This window comes from Niveibacterium terrae, from assembly GCF_048213115.1.
GTDB lineage: Bacteria > Pseudomonadota > Gammaproteobacteria > Burkholderiales > Rhodocyclaceae > Niveibacterium > Niveibacterium terrae.
On record NZ_CP172404.1, the window covers coordinates 2,813,772 to 2,831,789 of the forward strand.

Below are 18,018 nucleotides of genomic sequence, written 5' to 3' on the forward strand. Positions count from 1 at the left end.
ACCCGTGCAGAGGAGTCCTCTGCGACGATTAATCCTTCAAAAACCGGCAAATCGACGCGAAGGCGTCGAAATAGGTCGGGAAAGTCTTGGCCGTGCATTTCGGATCGTTGATCCGGACCGGCACGCCGCCGAGCGAGGCGAGCGAGAAGCACATCGCCATCCGGTGGTCGTCATAGGTATCGATGACCGCGTTCGGAGTCAGCTGCGCCGGCGCGGTGACGCCCAGCCAGTCCTCGCCCTCTTCAACGGTTGCGCCGAGCTTCCTGAGCTCGGTCGCCATCGCCGCGATCCGGTCGGTTTCCTTAACGCGCCAGCTCGCGATGTTCCTGAGCCGGCAGGGGCCGTCGGCGAACAGCGCCGCGATCGCGAGCGTCATCGCCGCATCGGGGATGTGGTTGAAGTCGCGGTCGAAGGCGCGCAATTTCCCGGCCTCCGGCGCCATCGCCTCGATCCAGTTGTCGCCCATCGCGATCCGCGCGCCCATTTCGGCGAGCGCCTCGGCGAACTTGACGTCGCCCTGGATGCTCGCGCGGCCAACCCCTTCGACCCGAACCGGGCCGCCGCCGATCGCGCCGGCGGCGAGAAAATAGGAAGCCGAGGACGCATCGCCTTCGACGTGGATCACACCGGGGCTACGATAGGCCTGGCCGGGAACAATGAAGCGCTGCCAGCCTTCGCGCTCGACTTCGACGCCGAAGCGCGCCATCAGGTTCAGCGTGATCTCGATGTAGGGTCGGGAGATCAGCTCCCCGACCACTTCGATCGTCGTCGTCCGCCCGGTGATCGGCAGAGCCATCAGCAAGGCGGTCAGGAACTGGCTCGATACGTCGCCGCGCACGCGCACGACCGAGGTTTCGCTCAGATTCGCCGGCTCGATCGCCAGCGGCGGGAAGCCCTCCTCGCCGAGGTAGCGGATCGCCGCGCCGAGCTCGCGCAGCGCATCGACGAGATCGCCGATCGGCCTCTGGTGCATACGCGGCACGCCCGAGAGCGTGTAATGGCCGCCGGCGAGCGCCAGCGCCGCGGTCAGCGGCCGGAAGGCGGTGCCGGCGTTGCCGAGAAAGAGGTCAGCCTCGCTGACCGGGAAATGCCCAGCCCCGCCGGCGATGACCCAGTCCGAGTCGCCGCGCTGCGCGAGCTTGAGGCCCAGCGTGCGCAGCGCTTCGAGCATCCTCTCGGTGTCGTCGGAGGTGAGCAGGTCGCGGATCTCGGTTCGCCCTTCGGCGAGCGCGGCGAGCAGCAGCGTGCGATTCGAGATGCTCTTCGAGCCAGGCAGGCGGACACTACCCGAGGCGCTCGAAGCCGGCGCCAGATCAATGGTTTCCACAGCGAACCTCAAGCTTTGAAATGACCGGCCAGCCACGCATTGCGGGCATCGCGCGCGTCGGTGAAGAGTTTTTCGAGCGCCGGACCATCACCCTGCGCGAGCAGCGCGCGAATCCAGGCCAACTCGCTCAGATAGGTATCCAGTTCGGCCTGCAAGGCATGGCGGTTCGCGATGCAGATGTCCCGCCACATCTCCGGGTGGCTGCTGGCGATCCGCGAGAAATCGCGAAAACCGCTCGCCGCGAAGCTGAACAGCTCGTCGGAATTGGCGCGCTCGGCGATGTCGTGGACGAGCGCGAACGCGAGCAGATGAGGCAGATGGCTGACCGCCGCGAAAACCCGGTCGTGTTCCTGGGGCGACATCTCGGAGAGCTCGGCGCCGCAAGCGCCCCACGCTTCGCGAACCCGGGCGAGCGCCTCCGCCGAATTCTCAACGAGCGGCGTCAGCACGACCTTGCGCCCCTGATACAGATCCGCAGTCGCAGCAGATGCGCCGCTTCGCTCGGCACCGGCGATCGGGTGAGCCGGGACGATGCGATCGAGATGAGCGCGCAGATGCGTGTAGATGCCTTCGACGATGTCGCGCTTCGTGCTGCCCGCATCGGTGACCAGGGTCTGGGGTTCCAGATGCGGCGCCATCGCCTCCATCGCGGCCGTCATGCTGCCCACCGGCATCGCCAGCAGCACCAGATCCGCGGCGCGCAGCGCGTCGGCCCAGCCCTCACTGATGGAATCGATGATGCCCAGGGACAGCGCCTCTTCGAGCGAAGCGCGGCTGCGCCCGAGGCCCACCACTTCGCGGACCAGACCCTGCCTTTTCAGAGCCAACGCGAAGGAGCCGCCGATCAGGCCCACTCCGCAGACGACGACGCGACCGAAGGGGGCGCTCACCAGCAGGCCTTCCGGGCAGGCACAGACGACAGATCCGGATCAGAGCTGATCATCACGTTCTCCATCGCGATCACAGTGAGGCCACGGGATAGGATCCCAGCACCTTGACGAAGGCGGCCCGGTCCTGCAGATCGGCCAGCGCCTTCATGACGGGTTCGTCGTGGCGGTTGCCTTCGACATCGATATAGAAAACGTATTCCCACAACCCGGTCCGCGAAGGCCGCGATTCGAGCTTGCTCATGCTGACCCCGTGACGGGCGAAGGCTTCGAGCAGGTTGAACACGGCGCCCGGACGGTTGGGTGCCGAGCAGACCAGCGAAGTCTTGTCGCGTCCGGTCGAACCGGCATCGTGGCTGCCGATCACGAGGAAGCGGGTCGTGTTGTTCGGGTCGTCTTCGATGTCGGAGGCGAGGAAGTTCAGCTCGTACAGATTGCCCGCCGCCTCGCCGGCGATCGCCGCGCAGCTGGCATCCTCGGAGGCGAGGCGCGCCGCCTCGGCATTGCTGGCCACCGCAACCTGGGGCACGCCCGGAGCGTGGCGGGCGATCCAGTCCTGGCACTGGGCCAGGGACTGCGAGTGCGAATAGATCTTCTTGACCTCGCCGACCGACGCCGCGCGGGTCAGAAAGTGCTGACGGACCCTCAGCTTCACTTCGCCGCAGATCGCCGACGACGAGGCGAGCAGCAGGTCCAGCGTGCGGCCGACCGCCCCTTCGGTCGAGTTCTCGACCGGCACGATGCCGTAAGCGACGCCTCCCGCTTCGACCGCGTGAAAGACCTCGTCAATCGTCGCCTGGGGCAGGAAGTCGGGCGCGCCACCGAAGTGCTTGCGCGCCGCCGATTCCGAGAAGGTGCCGGCCGGACCGAGAAAGGCGACTTTGAGCGGATGCTCCAGCGCCAGGCACCAGGACATGATCTCGCGGAAGATCCGCTGCACCGCCTCGCCCGACAGCGGGCCGGGGTTCAGCTCGGCGATCTTGCGCAGCACCAGCGCTTCGCGCTCGGGGCGGTAGATCGGGCCGCGCTTGACCTCGCCGATGCGCTGCGCACACTGGGCACGCTGGTTCAGGCGATCCAGGACCTCGCGGTCCAACCGGTCGATATCGGCACGCAATCTGGCCAGTTCGTCTTCGCTCATCCGCCCTCCTTCAGGCCTGGGTCTTCTCGAAGTCCTGCAGGTAGTCGACGAGGGCCCGAACTCCCTCTATCGGCATCGCGTTGTAGATCGACGCGCGCATTCCGCCAACCGATTTGTGGCCCTTGAGCTGCAGCAATCCACGCTCCGCGGCGCCGGCCAGGAATGCGTCGTTGCGCGACTCGTCCGCAAGGAAGAAAGGCACATTCATCCGCGAGCGGCAGGCCCGCTCGACATGGGAGATATAGAAGTCGCTCCGATCCAGGGTCTGGTAGAGGAGTTCGGCCTTCGCGATGTTGCGCCTCTCCATCTCGGCCAGCCCGCCTTGGGCCTTGAGCCACTGGAACACGAGGCCGGCGATGTAGATCGAGTAGGTCGGCGGCGTATTGAACATCGACGCGTTCTCGGCGACGGTCTTGTAGCGGAAGGCCGACGGGCACAGCGGATGAGCCTGATCGAGCAGATCCTCGCGGATGATGACCAAGGTCAGCCCGGCCGGGCCAATGTTCTTCTGGGCTCCGCCGTAGAGCAGGCCGAACTTCGCGACATCGAGCGGCCGCGACAGGATGTGGGACGAGACATCGACGACCAGCGGCACATGCCCTGCCCCCAGCGCTTCGAGATCAGGCCAGGCGAAGTATTCGACGCCATCGATCGTCTCGTTGCCACACAGGTGCAGATAGGCCGTATCGGGACGGAGATGCCAGTCGGAGACCGACGGAATCCGCGTGTATTTGCCCTGGGGAGCCTTCGGATTCAGGCTGGTCGCGGCGATATGCACATCAGCATAGCGCGAGGCTTCGGTGATCGACTTCGTCGACCACGAACCGGTCTCGACGAAGTCGATCTTCGGGTTCTTGCCGGCCAGGTTCATCGGCACGATCGCGTTCTCGGCGATCGCCCCGCCCTGCATGAAGAGGATCTTGTAGTTGGCGGGGACCTTGAGCAGCTCGCGCAGATCGGCTTCGGCCTGACCGATGATTCCGGAGAAGTCCTTGCCGCGATGGCTCATCTCCATCACCGACATGCCCGCGCCGTGCCATTCGAGCATTTCGTCGGCGGCCTGCTTCAGCACGGCCTCGGGCAGCGCGGCGGGGCCGGCACCGAAATTCCAGGCTCGCGTCATTGCTCCGCTCCGTCATCGGCGGCATCTTCGCCTTCACCGGTCTGCCCGGCGGCTTCGATCGCTTCGTCGCTCTCGACGATCTTCTCGATGCTCGCAAGGTGTGCGCCCTCATCGAGGTTGATCAGCGTCACGCCCTGCGCCGAACGCGCGGTCTCGCGGATCGTGTCGACCGGGGTGCGGATCAGCACGCCGTTGTCGGCGATCAGCATGACCTGATCGGTCGGATCGACCAGCACCGCGCCGACGAGTTTGCCGTTGCGCTCCGAGCCCTGGATCGCAATCATGCCCTTCGTGCCCCGGCCATGCAGCGTGTAATCACCGATCGGCGTGCGCTTGCCGTAGCCGTTCTCGGTCGCGGTCAGCACATGCTGCTCCTCGCCCTTTGCGACCAGCATGCAGATCACGCTCTGTTCGTCCTCGATCATCATGCCCCGCACGCCGCGCGCGGTGCGGCCCATCGGCCGCACGTCGGTTTCATCGAACCTGACGGCCTTGCCGGCATCCGAGAACAGCATCACCTGCGAGTCGCCGTCGGTGATCGCGACGCCGATCAGATAGTCGTTTTCATCGAGGCCCACCGCGATGATGCCGGCCTTGCGCGGATTCGCGAAGTCGGTCAGCGGGGTCTTCTTGACCGTACCCTGCGAAGTCGCCATGAAGACAAAATGGCCTTCGTCGAATTCCTTGACCGGCAGGACAGCGGTGATCTTCTCGCCTTCGACGAGCGGGAACAGATTGACGATGGGCTTGCCGCGCGAGGTGCGGTTGCCTTCCGGCACTTCATAGACCTTGAGCCAGTACAGGCGGCCGCGGTTCGAGAAGCACAGGATGTGATCGTGGGTATTGGCGATGAAGAGCTGATCGACCCAGTCGTCGTCCTTGACCGCCGCAGCCTGCTTGCCGCGACCGCCGCGCTTCTGGGAGTGGTAGTCGGTCAGCGGCTGGCGCTTGAAGTAGCCGGTGTGCGAGAGCGTGACGACCATGTCCTGAGGCGCGATCAGGTCTTCGATGTTGATGTCGGACGCGTACAGGATCACTTCGGAGCGGCGCGGATCGCTGAACTGGGTCTTCTCGGCGATCAGCTCGTCGCTGATGATCTGCGTGACCCGCTCGGGCTTGGCGAGGATGTCCAGCAGGTCGGCGATCACCTCCATCACATCGCGGTATTCGGAGACGATCTTGTCCTGTTCCAGACCGGTCAGGCGCTGCAGGCGCAGCTCGAGGATCGCCTGGGCCTGGGCCTCGGAGAGCCGGTACCCCTGGGCCGAGAGTCCGAACTCGGGCAGCAGCCCCTCGGGCCGATAGGATTCGGCCGCGGCGCGCGAGAGCATCTCTTCAACCAGCGGCGAGTGCCAGGCGCGGCTCATCAGCTCGGCCTTTGCGACCGGCGGCGTCGGCGCCGCCTTGATCAGCGCGATCACGTCATCGACGTTCGACAGCGCGACGGCGAGGCCTTCGAGGATGTGGCCGCGCTCGCGCGCCCGCCTGAGCTCGAAGACCGTGCGCCGGGTCACGACCTCGCGCCGGTGCGCAAGGAAGCACTCGAGCATCTGCTTGAGGTTCAGCAGGCGCGGCCGGCCGTCGACCAGCGCCACCATGTTCATGCCGAAGCTGTCCTGCATCTGGGTCAGCTTGAACAGCTTGTTCAGCACGACTTCGGGCATCTCGTTGCGCTTGAGCTCGATGACGACCCGCATGCCGTCCTTGTCGGACTCGTCGCGGATGTCGCTGATGCCCTCGATGCGCTTCTCGTTCACGAGCTCGGCGATCTTCTCGACCAGGGACCGCTTGTTCACCTGGTAGGGAATCTCATCGATGATGATCGCCTGACGATTGCCCTTTTCCATGTCCTCAAAGTGGGTCCGCGCGCGCATCACGCAGCGGCCGCGGCCGGTCCGGTAGCCTTCATGGACACCGACGAGGCCGTAGATCAGGCCGGCGGTCGGGAAGTCGGGGGCGGGCACCAGCTTGATCAGATCGTCGATCGTGATCTCGGGATCGGCCAGCACCGCGAGGCAGGCATCGACGATCTCGCCGAGGTTGTGCGGCGGGATGTTGGTCGCCATACCGACCGCGATACCCGAGCTGCCGTTGATCAGCAGGTTCGGAATGCGGGTCGGCAGAACCAGGGGTTCGTTCTCGGAACCGTCGTAGTTCGGACCGAAATCGACGGTCTCCTTCTCCAGATCCTCGAGCATCTGGTGGCCGATCCGGGCCATCCGCACTTCCGTATAACGCATCGCCGCCGCGCTGTCGCCATCGACCGAGCCGAAGTTGCCCTGGCCATCGACCAGCATGTAGCGCAGCGAAAAGTCCTGCGCCATCCGGACGATCGTTTCATAGACCGCGGAGTCGCCGTGCGGGTGGTACTTACCGATCACGTCACCGACGATACGGGCCGATTTCTTGAAGGCCTTGTTCCAGTCGTTGCCGAGTTCGTGCATCGCGAAGAGGACCCGCCGGTGGACGGGTTTGAGACCGTCGCGCACATCCGGCAGAGCACGGCCAACGATCACGCTCATCGCATAATCGAGGTAGGAATGCCGCATCTCCTCTTCGAGACTGATCGGTAGGGTTTCTTTGGCGAAGGATTCCATGAGTCGGGCAGCCTGACGCTGAACTGGCGATTTGCCGAATCGGATATGTTAACACGCCAGACGCCCGCGCCCTAAGCCCTGAGGGCAATCAGGTCAACAGCGTCGCGCCGGCTTCCTCGCAAAACCGGGCATGCCGGCCCGCAAAGCGATCCTTGGGCCTCCGCTCAGCCGATCCTCGCCCGCTCGCGTTTAACACTCCGGAAACGATCCCCGGTTACGATTCCCTCGCCCCTGTCGTCTATCCTGCAGGCAGCGAAAATGTTTCCCGCCCCCGGGAACCTGCGAAGGCGAGGACATTTGCGCACAAGTTGTTGCAGACGAACAACATTGAATTGCTGCTCCGCAGCCGGCTATGGCAGACTCGCCTGAAAGGTCACTAGTCATGTCCTCCACCCCCCAACATGTTGCTCAAAGAGGGGAAAATCGGGCCGTCGCGGTTCGCAATCACCACTTTGCATCGAGGAAATAATGAAAAACGCACATAAATTCCTGACGGTCGTCGCGGCTCTCGGCTTCTGCGTCGCAGCCCACGCTGAACAGCAGGAAATCCGGATCAATCCGAACACCAAGACCGTTCCCTACGCCGTCGACCAACGCTCCGTCGTGGTTCGCAGCGCAGCCGGTCTGTGCTGGCGCACCGGCTACTGGACCAAGGAACTCGCGGCCAGCACGCCCGTCGAAGGCAGCAACCTGCCGGCCGGCTGCTTCTGCGACAAGGACCTGATGCCCAAGGAAGTCTGCGAGCAGCCCGTCGCTGCCGCCCCCGAAGCGCCGGTCGTCGAAGCACCCAAGCCCGCCGTCTCCGCAGTGAAGCCCGCTGCGGAAAAAGTCACGATCGCTGCTGATGCGCTGTTCGACTTCGACAAGGCTACGCTGCGCGACGAAGGCAAGACCAAACTGACCGACTTCGCGGCCAAGGCCAAGGAACTCAACATCGAAGTGATCATCGCCGTCGGCCACACCGATCGCATCGGCTCTGACAAGTACAACCAGTCCCTGTCCGAACGCCGCGCTGCCGCGGTCAAGGAATTCCTGGTCGGTCAGGGCATCGACACGAACCGCGTCTACACCGAAGGCAAGGGCAAGACCCAACCGGTCAGCAAGTGCACGGGCCTGGGCAAGGAAAGCGGCAAGAACGCGAAGCTTGTCGAATGCCTGCAAGCGGACCGTCGCGTCGAAATCGAAGTCATCGGCACCAAGTAATCGCCGATCGGTTCCGGAAAGCCCCGCCTTCGCGCGGGGCTTTTTGTTTCCAGGCGCCCCGCCCGGCTCTTTTTCGGTAAAGTTAGCGGATGGAAGAGAAAACCCTGAACGCCGACGCCGCTGAAGTGCAGAAGTTCAGCGAGCTCGCCCATCGCTGGTGGGATCCCGAGTCCGAGTTCCGCCCCCTGCACGAGATCAACCCGCTTCGCCTCGGCTGGATCGATGCGCACAGCCCGGTCGCCGGCCTGCGCGCCATCGACATCGGCTGCGGCGGCGGCATCCTCGCCGAGAGCCTCGCTGCGCGCGGCGCGGTCGTGACCGGCATCGATCTCTCCGACAAGGCCTTGTCGGTCGCCCGCCTCCACCTCTACGAGAGCGGACTCTCCGTCGACTACCGGAAGGTCCCGGCCGAGGAGTTCGCCGAACAGCAGGCAGGCCAGTTCGATCTCGTGACCTGCATGGAGATGCTCGAACACGTCCCCGACCCGGCCAGCACCGTCGCCGCCTGCGCCCGGCTCGCCAAACCCGGCGGTACGGTCTATTTCTCGACGCTGAACCGCAATCCCAAGGCCTACCTGTATTTGGTCATCGGCGCCGAATACCTGCTCAAGATGCTGCCCCGCGGCACCCACGACTACGCGCGCTTCATCAAACCCTCCGAGCTCGCCCGCTTCGCCCGCGCCGCCGGCCTCGAATGCGAGGAGCTGATCGGCCTGCACTACAACCCGCTCACGAAGAAGTACTCGCTGGGCGGCAACACCGACGTCAACTACCTGCTGCGCTGCCGCAAGAAGTGATGACTCCGCTCTTCGACTGCATCCTCTTCGACCTGGACGGCACGCTCGCCGATACGGCTCCGGATCTGGGGAACGCGCTGAACCGCGTCCTCGTCGAGGAAGGCTGCGCTGCGCTGCCAACGGCGATCACCCGACCGGTCACATCCCAGGGCGTGCGCGGTCTGCTCCGCGTCGGCTTTGAACTCACGCCGGAAGACTCCCGCTACCGCGAACTCGCCGACCGGCTGCTCGCCCATTACGCCGCGAACATCTGCGAGGACACACGGCTCTTCGCCGGCATGGACGAGTTGCTCGCCCAGTTCGATGCGCTCGGGCAACGCTGGGGCATTGTCACGAACAAACATGCGCGCTTCACCGATCCGCTGGTCGCTGCGTTAGGGCTTGCAGATCGCGCGGCCTGTGTCGTCAGTGGCGACACCGCATCCCGCCCCAAGCCTTTTCCGGACTCGCTGCTCCACGCCTGCGCGCTGACAGCGAGCGACAATCAGCGCTGCGTCTATGTCGGCGACGACATCCGCGACATCGAGGCCGGCCGCGCCGCATCGATGGGAACCATCGCCGCAGCCTGGGGTTATCTGGGCCAGGGGAGCGCGATCGAAGACTGGGGCGCCGACCGGATCGCCGAACGCCCGCAATCGCTGCGCGACGCGCTGGCTTCGCTCGGCTGAACTCCTCACTCGGCTCCCAGCTGCGCCCCGGCCGAAGCCGGCGAAGTCCGGGCCGAGGCGAACTGCCTCTCCTTCCAGCGCAGGAAGTTCAGCTCGACAGCGTAGTAGGAGAAGCTTGCCGCTGCGAAGATCGCCATAAGGTTCCACGGCGCCGGCAGGCGGAAGTTGCCATAGATGAACACCTGCTGCCACAGGTAAAGCGAATAGCTCAAGGCGCCGATCTTCCGGACCGGCGCTGAATTGAGAAGCCGGAAGATCAGCGTCCCTTCTGCGTTCAGCGCGCCATGGATCAACAGCACCGCGAGGCCGTTGGCGATCACGCTTCCCGCCAGGCTCCAGAAAAGCGGCCAGGCACTGCTGACCGACAGCGCCAGGAGTCCGGCCAACGCGCCCCAGGCGAGATACGCGGCATGCTCCGCGGCGAGCTTCGGCAGCCTGCCGCGTTCGCGCGCCAGCGCATAGAGACAGCCCCAGCCGATCGCATCGCCGGCGTGCTCGAAACGGCTCCACAGGAAAGCTTCGGGCGAATGCGCCAGAAGCTCGAAGCCACGCAGGCAGGGTGCGGCAAGGCAGAAGGCGATGACGCAGAAAGTCGCACGCCGCCACCCCGCGAGCACGATCAGCAGCGGCCAGATCAGGTAGAACTGCTCCTCGACCGCCAGCGACCACGAGTGCGCCAGCACCATCGAAGTCGGGAAGTAATTGGCGAGAAAACTGGCCGGCCCCGCCAGATCGCGCCAGGACAGGGTCTGCAGGCCCATCAGCATGGCCGCGGCAAGAACGCCCAGCAACAGGTAGTAAGCGGGCCAGATCCGCAGCGCGCGCCGCAGATAGAAATGGCGAAGGCTGATCTCGCCACGGGCACGGAATTCTCCGCTCAGCAGCGTCGTGATCAGAAAACCGGAGATCACGAAGAAGATGCGCACTCCGATGTCGCCAAGCAGCTCGCACCGCCACAGATAGTCGAGGGCGGGGATGGTGTGCCCGCTATGCAGGTGCATCGCGATGACCAGCGTGATCGCCAGTGCGCGCAGTCCGTCGAGTGATGCGATCCGTGCATTCGTCATCGGGAGCCCGTCGAGTTCGTTGCCAGCGCCCACGCCGGGATGCGGCGGGACTCCGAGTCTAAGCTCAGACGAAGGCCTTGCCCCGGCCGGGGAAGCGCTTTCCAGTTCTGACTGTGACCGGGATAACAGCCCGGCGCAGATGCCGAACTTGCAGGGCCTTACAAACTCTGTTGGACGCGCTGGCCACTCTGCCACTACAATCCACGTCATGGTCCGCTTGAAACTGCGCGGATCACCCCGATTTCGGTTTCATGGGGGCGACCTGGCTTCGACGTGGGTTGCAAAGCAGCTTGGTGCATACCGAGGCCCAGTTACCTCGTAAATCCGCTGGAAAACTATACTCGCCAACGACGAGACTTTCGCTCTAGCCGCTTAAGGCTTAGGCCGCTGCACTGACAGGTCACTGGGTCAGGTCGGGCAACCGACAGCAGCGTCATTTACAGTGACTCGTTTCGCGTCGGGTTACTTGGCGCGAGGCTAAATCCAAGGTGACTCGCTGTCGGTCGGCCTGCCATTCGGCTAAATCGGCGGTTAAACAAAATTGGATGGCTAAGTATGTAGATCCGGTTGTAGAGGGCTTGCGGACGCGGGTTCGATTCCCGCCGCCTCCACCAAACATCCGTTCGTTACGGAGCAAGAAGGGCCAGATAACCCCAGGGTTTCTGGCCTTTTTTGTATTCGCCGCCGACAAGATCCAGACCTTCACGCCTTGCCACCTTGATGCCTCAGACCCTGGCCTCCCCCGCCCACAGCGAAGTCGTGATCAAGAAGAGTCGCTTCATCGGCTGCGTCCAGCCGGTGCCCGACCGCGCCCGCGCGCAGCAGCTCGTCGCCGGGCTGCGCGCCGAGCACCCTGACGCCCGCCACATCTGCTGGGCGCTCTTGGCCGGAGGCGACTCGGCGGCCGTCGACGACGGCGAGCCGGGCGGCACGGCGGGCCGCCCGATGCTCGAAGTGCTTCGCCATCAGGATCTGGAGGGCGTGCTCGCGACCGTGGTCCGTTACTTCGGCGGCATCAAGCTCGGCGCAGGAGGCCTCGTTCGCGCTTACACGGACAGCGTCGCCCAGGCCCTGCTCGTCGCGCAGAAAGTGCCCATCGTCAAGCATCTGACACTGGTCTGCGAAGCGCCCTATGCCTTCGAAGGCCTGCTGCGCCGAGAGATCGAAGCGGCCCAAGGCGATCTCGTCGAAGTGCGCCACGGCATCATCCAGGTCGAGTTCCGTTTCACCGTCACCGAGGCAGCAGCTGAAAGCCTGAAGGCCCGCCTCGGCGAGTCTGGACAGGGACGGATTGGCTGGGAAAAGACGACGGGCTGAAGCCCGGGCGCGCCGCAAACAGGCGCGCGGATTGCGCAGGCGAGGCTCCCCCCTGCAGAGCGCGGCCTCCGCCAGGGTGGCCTCCGAGTCCATTGCCGGGTTCATCAGCCCATCCTCCGCGGCTTCATCCATACGCCATATGCATGCATAATCATCGCTCGCAACGACGAGACTCCCATGCTCTGCATCCGCACTTTCAGCTTTCTTGCCTTGCTGGCTACCCTCTTCACGACGGCAGCCTGTGGCGGCGGCAGCGGTGGCGATGGCGCCCCCTCCGCCACCGCTTCGCTGAGCTTCACGGCGACGGACGCGGAGATTCCGAACCCCGAGCGGGGTTTCTACCGTTGGGCCTGGAATGATCTGGCCAGTCTCAGCGTGGATGACATGAAGGATGCCTATACAAATGGCTATCGCATCGTCTATGCGCTATTGCGCCTCGACGCTTACCGCAACAGCGCAATTCCGGACAGCCTGCTCGCCAGACTGGAGAGCAGTGCGGCCCAGGCCCGCGCCAATGGCGTCAAGCTGCTGGTGCGCGTCGCCTACAACTATCCGGGCAGCGAAACCGACTACCTGAACGCCCAGGACGCCAGCCTGACCCAAACGCTTGCCCACATCGCCCAGCTCAAACCGTTCTTCCAGAACAATGCCGACGTGATCGCCTTCGTGCAGGCCGGTTTCATCGGTGCCTGGGGGGAATGGCACACGTCGTCGAACGGCCTCGCCAGTACGGAGAACCGGACACAGATCAAGGATGCGCTGCTCGACGCAGTCCCCAGCAGCCGCTTCGTGCAGTTTCGCTATCCGCCCTATCTGATGGCCTGGACGCCAAGCCTGCCGACTCTGGAGGCGGCGTTGCAGGGCCGCTACCGGATGGGCGTCCATAACGACTGTTTCCTTGCCAGCCAGACCGATCTTGGCACCTACTCCAGCGATGCCACCACCCGTGCCAGCCAGCAGAGCTATGCCGCTGCGCTGGGCCTGCTCGCACCTTTCGGAGGCGAGACCTGCAACCCGGCGGACGAGGCCGGTGCCCAGCCGCGCACCCGCTGTGCGGACATCCAGGCCGAAGGCGCGAAGTACGCTTTGAGCTATCTGAACGATGAGTACTATCGGGATCTCTTTCACGCCAACTGGATTGCGAATGGCTGCATGGCTCGGGTGAAGCGAAGCATGGGCTATCGGATTGAACTCGTCTCCGCCAGCCACCCGCAATCGCTCAATCGCGGCGACCGGCTGGACCTGAGCCTGACGGTTCGCAACAGCGGCTGGGCCAGGATCTTCAACCCCCGCGCGATCGAGATCCTGCTGCGCGACGGCACGGGCACGGTGCGCCGGCTCGCCGCCGGCGGCGCCGACCCGCGCCGCTGGCTGCCCGGCAAGGACAGCCAGATCACGCTCAGCGCGACGCTGCCCGCCGACCTGCCCACCGGACAGCATGCGCTTCTGCTGGCCCTGCCCGATCCGGCCCGCCGGCTCGCTGGCGATGCGCGCTATGCGATCCGCCCCGCCAATGCGGACGACGCTGCGCGCGGACAGGCCTGGTCCGCGGAGCTGGGGGCTTTCTCGCTGGGCTCCGGGCTTGAGGTGCGCTGAGCGCTTGCACCCCGATCGGGACCCGTTCCTTGATCGGGATGGAACTTAGCGGGATCCTCCGGGTCGGATGCCCCTGAGTCAGGCTTCAACCGAAGCATGAGCCCGAACGAGAGAGACCCGATGCTTTACCCTGAACTTTTCAAATCGCTGGAAGCCGCCCGCTGGAACCTGGACAAGGATATCCCCTGGGCCGAGTTCGACGGCGCGAAGCTCTCCGACGAGCAGGCGTTGACGGTCAAGATGAATGCGATCACCGAGTGGTCGGCGCTGCCGGCGACCGAGATGTTCCTGCGCGACAACCGCGACGACTCGGACTTCTCGGCCTTCATGTCGATCTGGTTCTACGAGGAGCAGAAACACTCGCTGGTGCTGATGGAGTATCTGCGCCGCTTCCGTCCCGAGTTCGCGCCGACCGAGCAGGAATTGCACGCGATCCGCTTCGAGTTCGACCCCGCGCCGCCGCTCGAGACGCTGATGCTGCACTTCTGTGGTGAGCTGCGCCTGACCCAGTGGTACCGCCGCGCATCCGAATGGCACACCGAGCCGGTCATCAAGAAGATCTACGACACGATCTCGCGCGACGAAGCGCGGCATGGCGGCGCCTATCTGAAGTACATGAAACGGGCGATCGAGAAGGACGCGGGCACAGCCCGTGCCGCTTTCTGCAAGCTGGGCGTGCTGATGGCGAGCTCCTCGCGCAGCAAGCAACCGCTGCACCCGACCAATCTGCACGTCAGCAAGGCGCTCTTCCCGAACGACACGATCCAGTCCCGCCTGCCCGACCCGGAGTGGCTGGAACACTGGCTCGATCAGCAGATCGTCTTCGACAAGGACTGCGAGGCCAGAGTCGTCGGCGGCATCCTGCGCAACCTCTCCAGCCTGTTCGGCGAGCACTTCGAGACGGTCCAGGATCTGAACCGCTTCCGCAAGGCGCTGGCGGCGTAAAGATCAGAGGCGACCGCTTCGCCGCGGATCACGCGGCTACAATGGCGGTTTTACCGCCAGAGCCGACCATGAGTACTTATCCGCGTCCCGCATTCGAGCAGAAGATCTGCGCCCCCGAAGACCTCGCCGGCGCGATCGCCACCCTGCCCCGGCCGCTGGTCTTCACAAACGGCTGCTTCGACATCCTGCACCGCGGTCATGTGACCTATCTGGGCCAGGCGCGGGCGCTCGGCGCCGCGATGATCGTCGCACTGAACACCGACGCTTCGGTGCGCCGCCTCGGCAAGGGCGAGGACCGACCGATCAACTGTCTCGAAGACCGGCTCGCGGTGATGGCGTCGCTGGGCTGCGTCGATCTGGTGACCTGGTTCGACGAGGACACGCCTATAGAGCGCATCCTCGCTGCGAAGCCAGACATCCTGGTCAAGGGCGGGGACTGGAAGCCGGACGCGATCGTCGGCGCGAAGGAAGTGCTGGCCTGGGGCGGTGCGGTCCATTCGATCCCGTTCGAACACGAGCGCTCGACGACCGCGCTGCTCGGCAAGATCCGCAGCGCGAGCTGAAATGAAAAAGCCGGCAATGCCGGCTTTTTCCCCATTCCAGATTCGCTTCAGGCGAGCGCGCGGCCGTGGCGCTGGAGCTGCGCGATGCGGGCCTGGATGTAACCCTTGAGTTCCTTGAACGGAACCGGCTTGCCATAGACCGTGACATCCTCGGGCAGGCCGCCCTGGGCATCGATGTCCTCTTGAGACAGACCGGTGATCACGACGATGTCCATGTCCGCGAGGCGCGAATCGGAGCGCAGCTTTGCGATCATCGCAAAGCCGTCCAGCCCGGGCATCACGAGATCGGAGATCAGCAGGTCGGGCATCTGGCGACCGATCTCGAGCAGGCCTTCAAAGCCGTTCTCGACAAAACGCAGCGCGATCGGCAGGCCCCAGGTCGTGAAGGTGTGTGAATAGAGGCGCTGCATCAGGTGGTCGTCTTCGGCAACCAGAACCTGCAGCTGTCCATTCCCATGCGAAGAGCTTCCGGAGGTGCGTCGCCGCAGATAGTCCTCGACCGACACGACCTTGATCCGGCGGTGGCCGCCCGCCGTCTTCCAGGCTTCGAGCAAACCGCTCTCGACCATCTGCTGGACGGTGCCCAGCGACACGCCCAGCCTCTGAGCCGCATCACTGGTGCTGCAGTACTCGCGTTCCGTCCGGAGAGAATGAGGTAGCACGTCGTTCATGGCAGCGATGATACCCAATCTCCATTTCCTGAATAAGGAGATGCGGGCCCGAGCGTGACACAAATCGCAACAGCTTGCGTTTTTTGACTTCAGAGCGCGAAGACGTGTTTGACCCTCAAGGTCGCGCCGCCGGCAGCGATCGCGATCAGCCGGTCGATGTTCGGATGCTTGCCCGGATTCGCCCGCGCGTCCTCGCTGTGCTCGGCGTAGAGCTCAAGCCCCTTGCGGGCCGCTTCGGCAGTGATCGCACCGAAGGTCTGCGCGAGGTGGTTGTAGATGGTGAGAGATCCGATCTGGCCCGCCTTGTTCTCGATCAGCGCGAGCTCGACGCCCTCGCCATCGAGCAGGCGCAGTGCTTCGAGATGGGAAACTTTCGGTAACTGCTTCAGATTGTCGGCAAACATCGGAATGGCCTGGACTGACATAAAAAGCCTCGCCACGGATCACGCGGATCCACGCGGATAAATTCAGCGGAACTCATCGACTGGTGCAGCAACCAAGGCTCAAGCGATTGCCTGCGTCCAGCCGAGGCATCGCTTAAGGCCCGCTCACGCACACTAGGGCGAACTTGAGAATCGATCCGCGTACTCCGCGCAATCTGCGGCAAAGCTGTTGATTTTGACTCGGGACAGCGGGAACCGAAGCATGGGGCAGCTACGCTGCCCCATAAGCTTCAGATCTTCCTGGCCAGTTCGGCGGCGGCCCCGATATAGGTGGCCGGAGTCAGTTCGAGCAGGCGAAGCTTGTGCTCTTCGGGAATCGCCAGCGTCTTGATGAAGTCCTGCAGCGTCTCGCGCGTGATGTGCGCGCCGCGGGTCAGCGCCTTGAGCTGCTCGTAGGGGTTGGGCACCGCAAAACGGCGCATCACGGTCTGGATCGGTTCGGCCAGCACTTCCCAGGCGGCATCGAGGTCAGCGGCAAGCTTGACCGGATCGGCTTCGAGCTTGTTGAGACCTTTCAGGCAGGATTCGAGCGCCAGAACCGTGTGCCCCAGGCCCACGCCCATATTGCGCAGCACGGTCGAGTCGGTCAGGTCGCGCTGCATCCGCGAGATCGGCAGCTTTTCGCTGAAGTGGCGCAGCAGGCTGTTTGCAACGCCGAAATTGCCTTCAGCGTTCTCGAAGTCGATCGGGTTGACCTTGTGCGGCATCGTCGAGCTGCCCACTTCGCCAGCCTTGAGCCTCTGCTTGAAATAGCCCTGCGACACATACATCCAGATGTCCCGGCAGGCGTCTATCAACACCGTATTGCCCCGCGCAACGGCGTCGAACAGCTCGGCCATCGCGTCGTGCGGTTCGATCTGAATCGTATAGGGGTTGAAGACGAGGCCCAGCGATTCGATGAAACGCTGGTTGAACGCGGCCCAGTCGAAGTCGGGGTAGGCGGACAAGTGCGCGTTGTAGTTGCCGACCGCTCCGTTGAACTTGGCGCTCATCTCGACGCCGGCGATGCTGGCGCGCACACGGCGCAGACGATAGGCGATGTTGGCCATCTCCTTGCCCAGCGTCGTCGGCGTCGCGGTCTGACCGTGGGTGCGCGAGAGCATTGGCAGATCGGCATGTTCGTGGGCGAGTGCGACGAAGCGATCGAGCACCATGTCGAAGGCAGGCAGCAGCGACGCGGCGCGCGCCTCGGTGAGCATCAGCGCGTGGGAGGTGTTGTTGATGTCCTCGGACGTGCAGCCGAAATGGATGAATTCGGTCACCTTCATCACTTCGCCGTTCGCGGCGAAGCGCTTCTTGAGCCAGTACTCCATCGCCTTGACGTCGTGGTTGGTCGTCGCTTCGATGGCCTTGACCGCTTCGGCATCCTCGACCGAGAAGCTCGCAATGACCGCGTCGAGCTCACTGATCGTCGCCGCGGAGAATGCGGGAGCCTCGGCGATCGCGGGTTCGGCGGCCAGCGCCTTGAGCCATTCGATCTCGACGCGCACGCGGTTGCGGATCAGCCCGAATTCGGAAAAGTGCGGGCGCAGGCCTTCAACTTTCGAGGCATAGCGGCCGTCCAGCGGCGAGAGCGCGGTCAGAGGAGTCGTTGTCATGGCAAGATACGGGCCGAAAAATAAAACGGAGAGTATACCGGAGCCACCCGGCCTGATCCTGTGCCGTCATGCTTC

At 64.3% G+C, this 18,018-nt stretch carries 15 protein-coding genes, 1 other RNA gene and 1 pseudogene; 8 read left to right on the plus strand and 9 right to left on the minus strand.

The genetic code is table 11. The features are described 5' to 3' along the window. Positions 1–43 precede the first annotated feature (43 nt). The 5 genes and pseudogenes from aroA to gyrA all read right to left on the minus strand — a co-directional run. Positions 44–1,327 (minus strand): annotated as a pseudogene (gene aroA, locus ACHFB9_RS13010) (3-phosphoshikimate 1-carboxyvinyltransferase); the annotation flags it as partial. An 8-nt stretch (positions 1,328–1,335) separates the two neighbouring features. Further along, complete coding sequence (locus tag ACHFB9_RS13015; RefSeq protein WP_417071384.1) at positions 1,336–2,220, minus strand: prephenate dehydrogenase; 885 nt, start codon at positions 2,218–2,220, stop codon at positions 1,336–1,338. A gap of 67 nt (positions 2,221–2,287) precedes the next feature. Continuing rightward, a complete protein-coding gene (pheA, locus tag ACHFB9_RS13020) occupies positions 2,288–3,355 on the minus strand; it encodes a prephenate dehydratase (protein WP_417067672.1) in 1,068 nt (355 codons plus the stop codon). Positions 3,356–3,365: 10 nt separating this feature from the next. Beyond that, positions 3,366–4,478 (minus strand): 3-phosphoserine/phosphohydroxythreonine transaminase, encoded by a 1,113-nt coding sequence (gene serC, locus ACHFB9_RS13025; RefSeq protein WP_417067674.1) that lies wholly within the window; start codon positions 4,476–4,478, stop codon positions 3,366–3,368. Beyond that, positions 4,475–7,075 (minus strand): DNA gyrase subunit A, encoded by a 2,601-nt coding sequence (gene gyrA / locus ACHFB9_RS13030; RefSeq protein WP_417067676.1) that lies wholly within the window; start codon positions 7,073–7,075, stop codon positions 4,475–4,477. The genes serC and gyrA overlap by 4 nt, the downstream gene beginning before the upstream one ends. Before the next feature lie 465 nt (positions 7,076–7,540). Between gyrA and ACHFB9_RS13035 the strand changes: the two genes are divergently transcribed. The 3 genes from ACHFB9_RS13035 (at position 7,541) to ACHFB9_RS13045 (ending at position 9,743) form a co-directional block, all read left to right on the plus strand. Next, positions 7,541–8,278, plus strand: coding sequence for an OmpA family protein (locus ACHFB9_RS13035; protein WP_417071385.1), 738 nt, complete (start codon positions 7,541–7,543; stop codon positions 8,276–8,278). A gap of 89 nt (positions 8,279–8,367) precedes the next feature. Then, on the plus strand, positions 8,368–9,075 hold the full coding sequence (gene ubiG, locus ACHFB9_RS13040) for a bifunctional 2-polyprenyl-6-hydroxyphenol methylase/3-demethylubiquinol 3-O-methyltransferase UbiG (RefSeq protein WP_417067677.1): 708 nt from the start codon (positions 8,368–8,370) through the stop codon (positions 9,073–9,075). Further along, complete coding sequence (locus tag ACHFB9_RS13045) at positions 9,075–9,743, plus strand: HAD family hydrolase (protein WP_417067679.1); 669 nt, start codon at positions 9,075–9,077, stop codon at positions 9,741–9,743. Before ubiG ends, ACHFB9_RS13045 begins: the two co-directional genes overlap by 1 nt. A gap of 5 nt (positions 9,744–9,748) precedes the next feature. Here ACHFB9_RS13045 and ACHFB9_RS13050 read toward each other — a convergent pair whose 3' ends face one another. Further along, positions 9,749–10,810: an acyltransferase family protein gene (locus ACHFB9_RS13050; protein WP_417067681.1), complete on the minus strand. Its 1,062-nt coding sequence runs from the start codon at positions 10,808–10,810 to the stop codon at positions 9,749–9,751. Positions 10,811–11,063: 253 nt separating this feature from the next. Between ACHFB9_RS13050 and ssrA the strand changes: the two genes are divergently transcribed. The 5 genes from ssrA to rfaE2 all read left to right on the plus strand — a co-directional run bounded on the left by ssrA (position 11,064) and on the right by rfaE2 (position 15,231). After that, positions 11,064–11,424: a transfer-messenger RNA gene (gene ssrA / locus ACHFB9_RS13055) on the plus strand. 106 nt (positions 11,425–11,530) lie between these two features. Next, entirely contained in the window at positions 11,531–12,127 is a 597-nt protein-coding gene (locus ACHFB9_RS13060; protein WP_417067682.1) for an IMPACT family protein, read from the plus strand. Positions 12,128–12,304: 177 nt separating this feature from the next. Continuing rightward, complete coding sequence (locus ACHFB9_RS13065) at positions 12,305–13,723, plus strand: DUF4832 domain-containing protein (RefSeq protein WP_417067684.1); 1,419 nt, start codon at positions 12,305–12,307, stop codon at positions 13,721–13,723. A gap of 120 nt (positions 13,724–13,843) precedes the next feature. Further along, positions 13,844–14,668, plus strand: a complete 825-nt coding sequence (locus ACHFB9_RS13070; RefSeq protein WP_417067685.1) for a ferritin-like domain-containing protein — start codon at positions 13,844–13,846, stop codon at positions 14,666–14,668. Between the two features lie 68 nt (positions 14,669–14,736). Then, entirely contained in the window at positions 14,737–15,231 is a 495-nt protein-coding gene (gene rfaE2 / locus ACHFB9_RS13075) for a D-glycero-beta-D-manno-heptose 1-phosphate adenylyltransferase (RefSeq protein WP_417067687.1), read from the plus strand. Positions 15,232–15,278: 47 nt separating this feature from the next. Here the strand turns inward: rfaE2 and ACHFB9_RS13080 are convergent, their stop codons facing one another. The 3 genes from ACHFB9_RS13080 to purB form a co-directional block, all read right to left on the minus strand. Next, on the minus strand, positions 15,279–15,920 hold the full coding sequence (locus ACHFB9_RS13080; protein ID WP_417067689.1) for a response regulator: 642 nt from the start codon (positions 15,918–15,920) through the stop codon (positions 15,279–15,281). Between the two features lie 71 nt (positions 15,921–15,991). Then, positions 15,992–16,327, minus strand: coding sequence for a DUF2322 family protein (locus tag ACHFB9_RS13085; RefSeq protein ID WP_417067690.1), 336 nt, complete (start codon positions 16,325–16,327; stop codon positions 15,992–15,994). Between the two features lie 248 nt (positions 16,328–16,575). Next, positions 16,576–17,943 carry an adenylosuccinate lyase gene (gene purB, locus ACHFB9_RS13090; RefSeq protein ID WP_417067692.1) on the minus strand — a complete coding sequence of 456 codons (1,368 nt, stop codon included), beginning with the start codon at positions 17,941–17,943 and terminating at the stop codon, positions 16,576–16,578. Positions 17,944–18,018: the final 75 nt, after the last annotated feature.

Excerpts from the sequence above, each read along its gene's own strand:
- ACHFB9_RS13070 (WP_417067685.1), top strand. The coding sequence starts at position 13,844 with ATGCTTTACCCTGAACTTTTCAAATCGCTGGAAGCCGCCCGCTGGAAC.
- ACHFB9_RS13065 (WP_417067684.1), top strand. The coding sequence starts at position 12,305 with ATGCTCTGCATCCGCACTTTCAGCTTTCTTGCCTTGCTGGCTACCCTC.
- gyrA (WP_417067676.1), bottom strand. The coding sequence starts at position 7,075 with ATGGAATCCTTCGCCAAAGAAACCCTACCGATCAGTCTCGAAGAGGAG.
- ACHFB9_RS13050 (WP_417067681.1), bottom strand. The coding sequence starts at position 10,810 with ATGACGAATGCACGGATCGCATCACTCGACGGACTGCGCGCACTGGCG.
- ACHFB9_RS13085 (WP_417067690.1), bottom strand. The coding sequence starts at position 16,327 with ATGTCAGTCCAGGCCATTCCGATGTTTGCCGACAATCTGAAGCAGTTA.
- pheA (WP_417067672.1), bottom strand. The coding sequence starts at position 3,355 with ATGAGCGAAGACGAACTGGCCAGATTGCGTGCCGATATCGACCGGTTG.
- purB (WP_417067692.1), bottom strand. The coding sequence starts at position 17,943 with ATGACAACGACTCCTCTGACCGCGCTCTCGCCGCTGGACGGCCGCTAT.
- ACHFB9_RS13045 (WP_417067679.1), top strand. The coding sequence starts at position 9,075 with ATGACTCCGCTCTTCGACTGCATCCTCTTCGACCTGGACGGCACGCTC.
- rfaE2 (WP_417067687.1), top strand. The coding sequence starts at position 14,737 with ATGAGTACTTATCCGCGTCCCGCATTCGAGCAGAAGATCTGCGCCCCC.
- ACHFB9_RS13060 (WP_417067682.1), top strand. The coding sequence starts at position 11,531 with ATGCCTCAGACCCTGGCCTCCCCCGCCCACAGCGAAGTCGTGATCAAG.
- ubiG (WP_417067677.1), top strand. The coding sequence starts at position 8,368 with ATGGAAGAGAAAACCCTGAACGCCGACGCCGCTGAAGTGCAGAAGTTC.
- serC (WP_417067674.1), bottom strand. The coding sequence starts at position 4,478 with ATGACGCGAGCCTGGAATTTCGGTGCCGGCCCCGCCGCGCTGCCCGAG.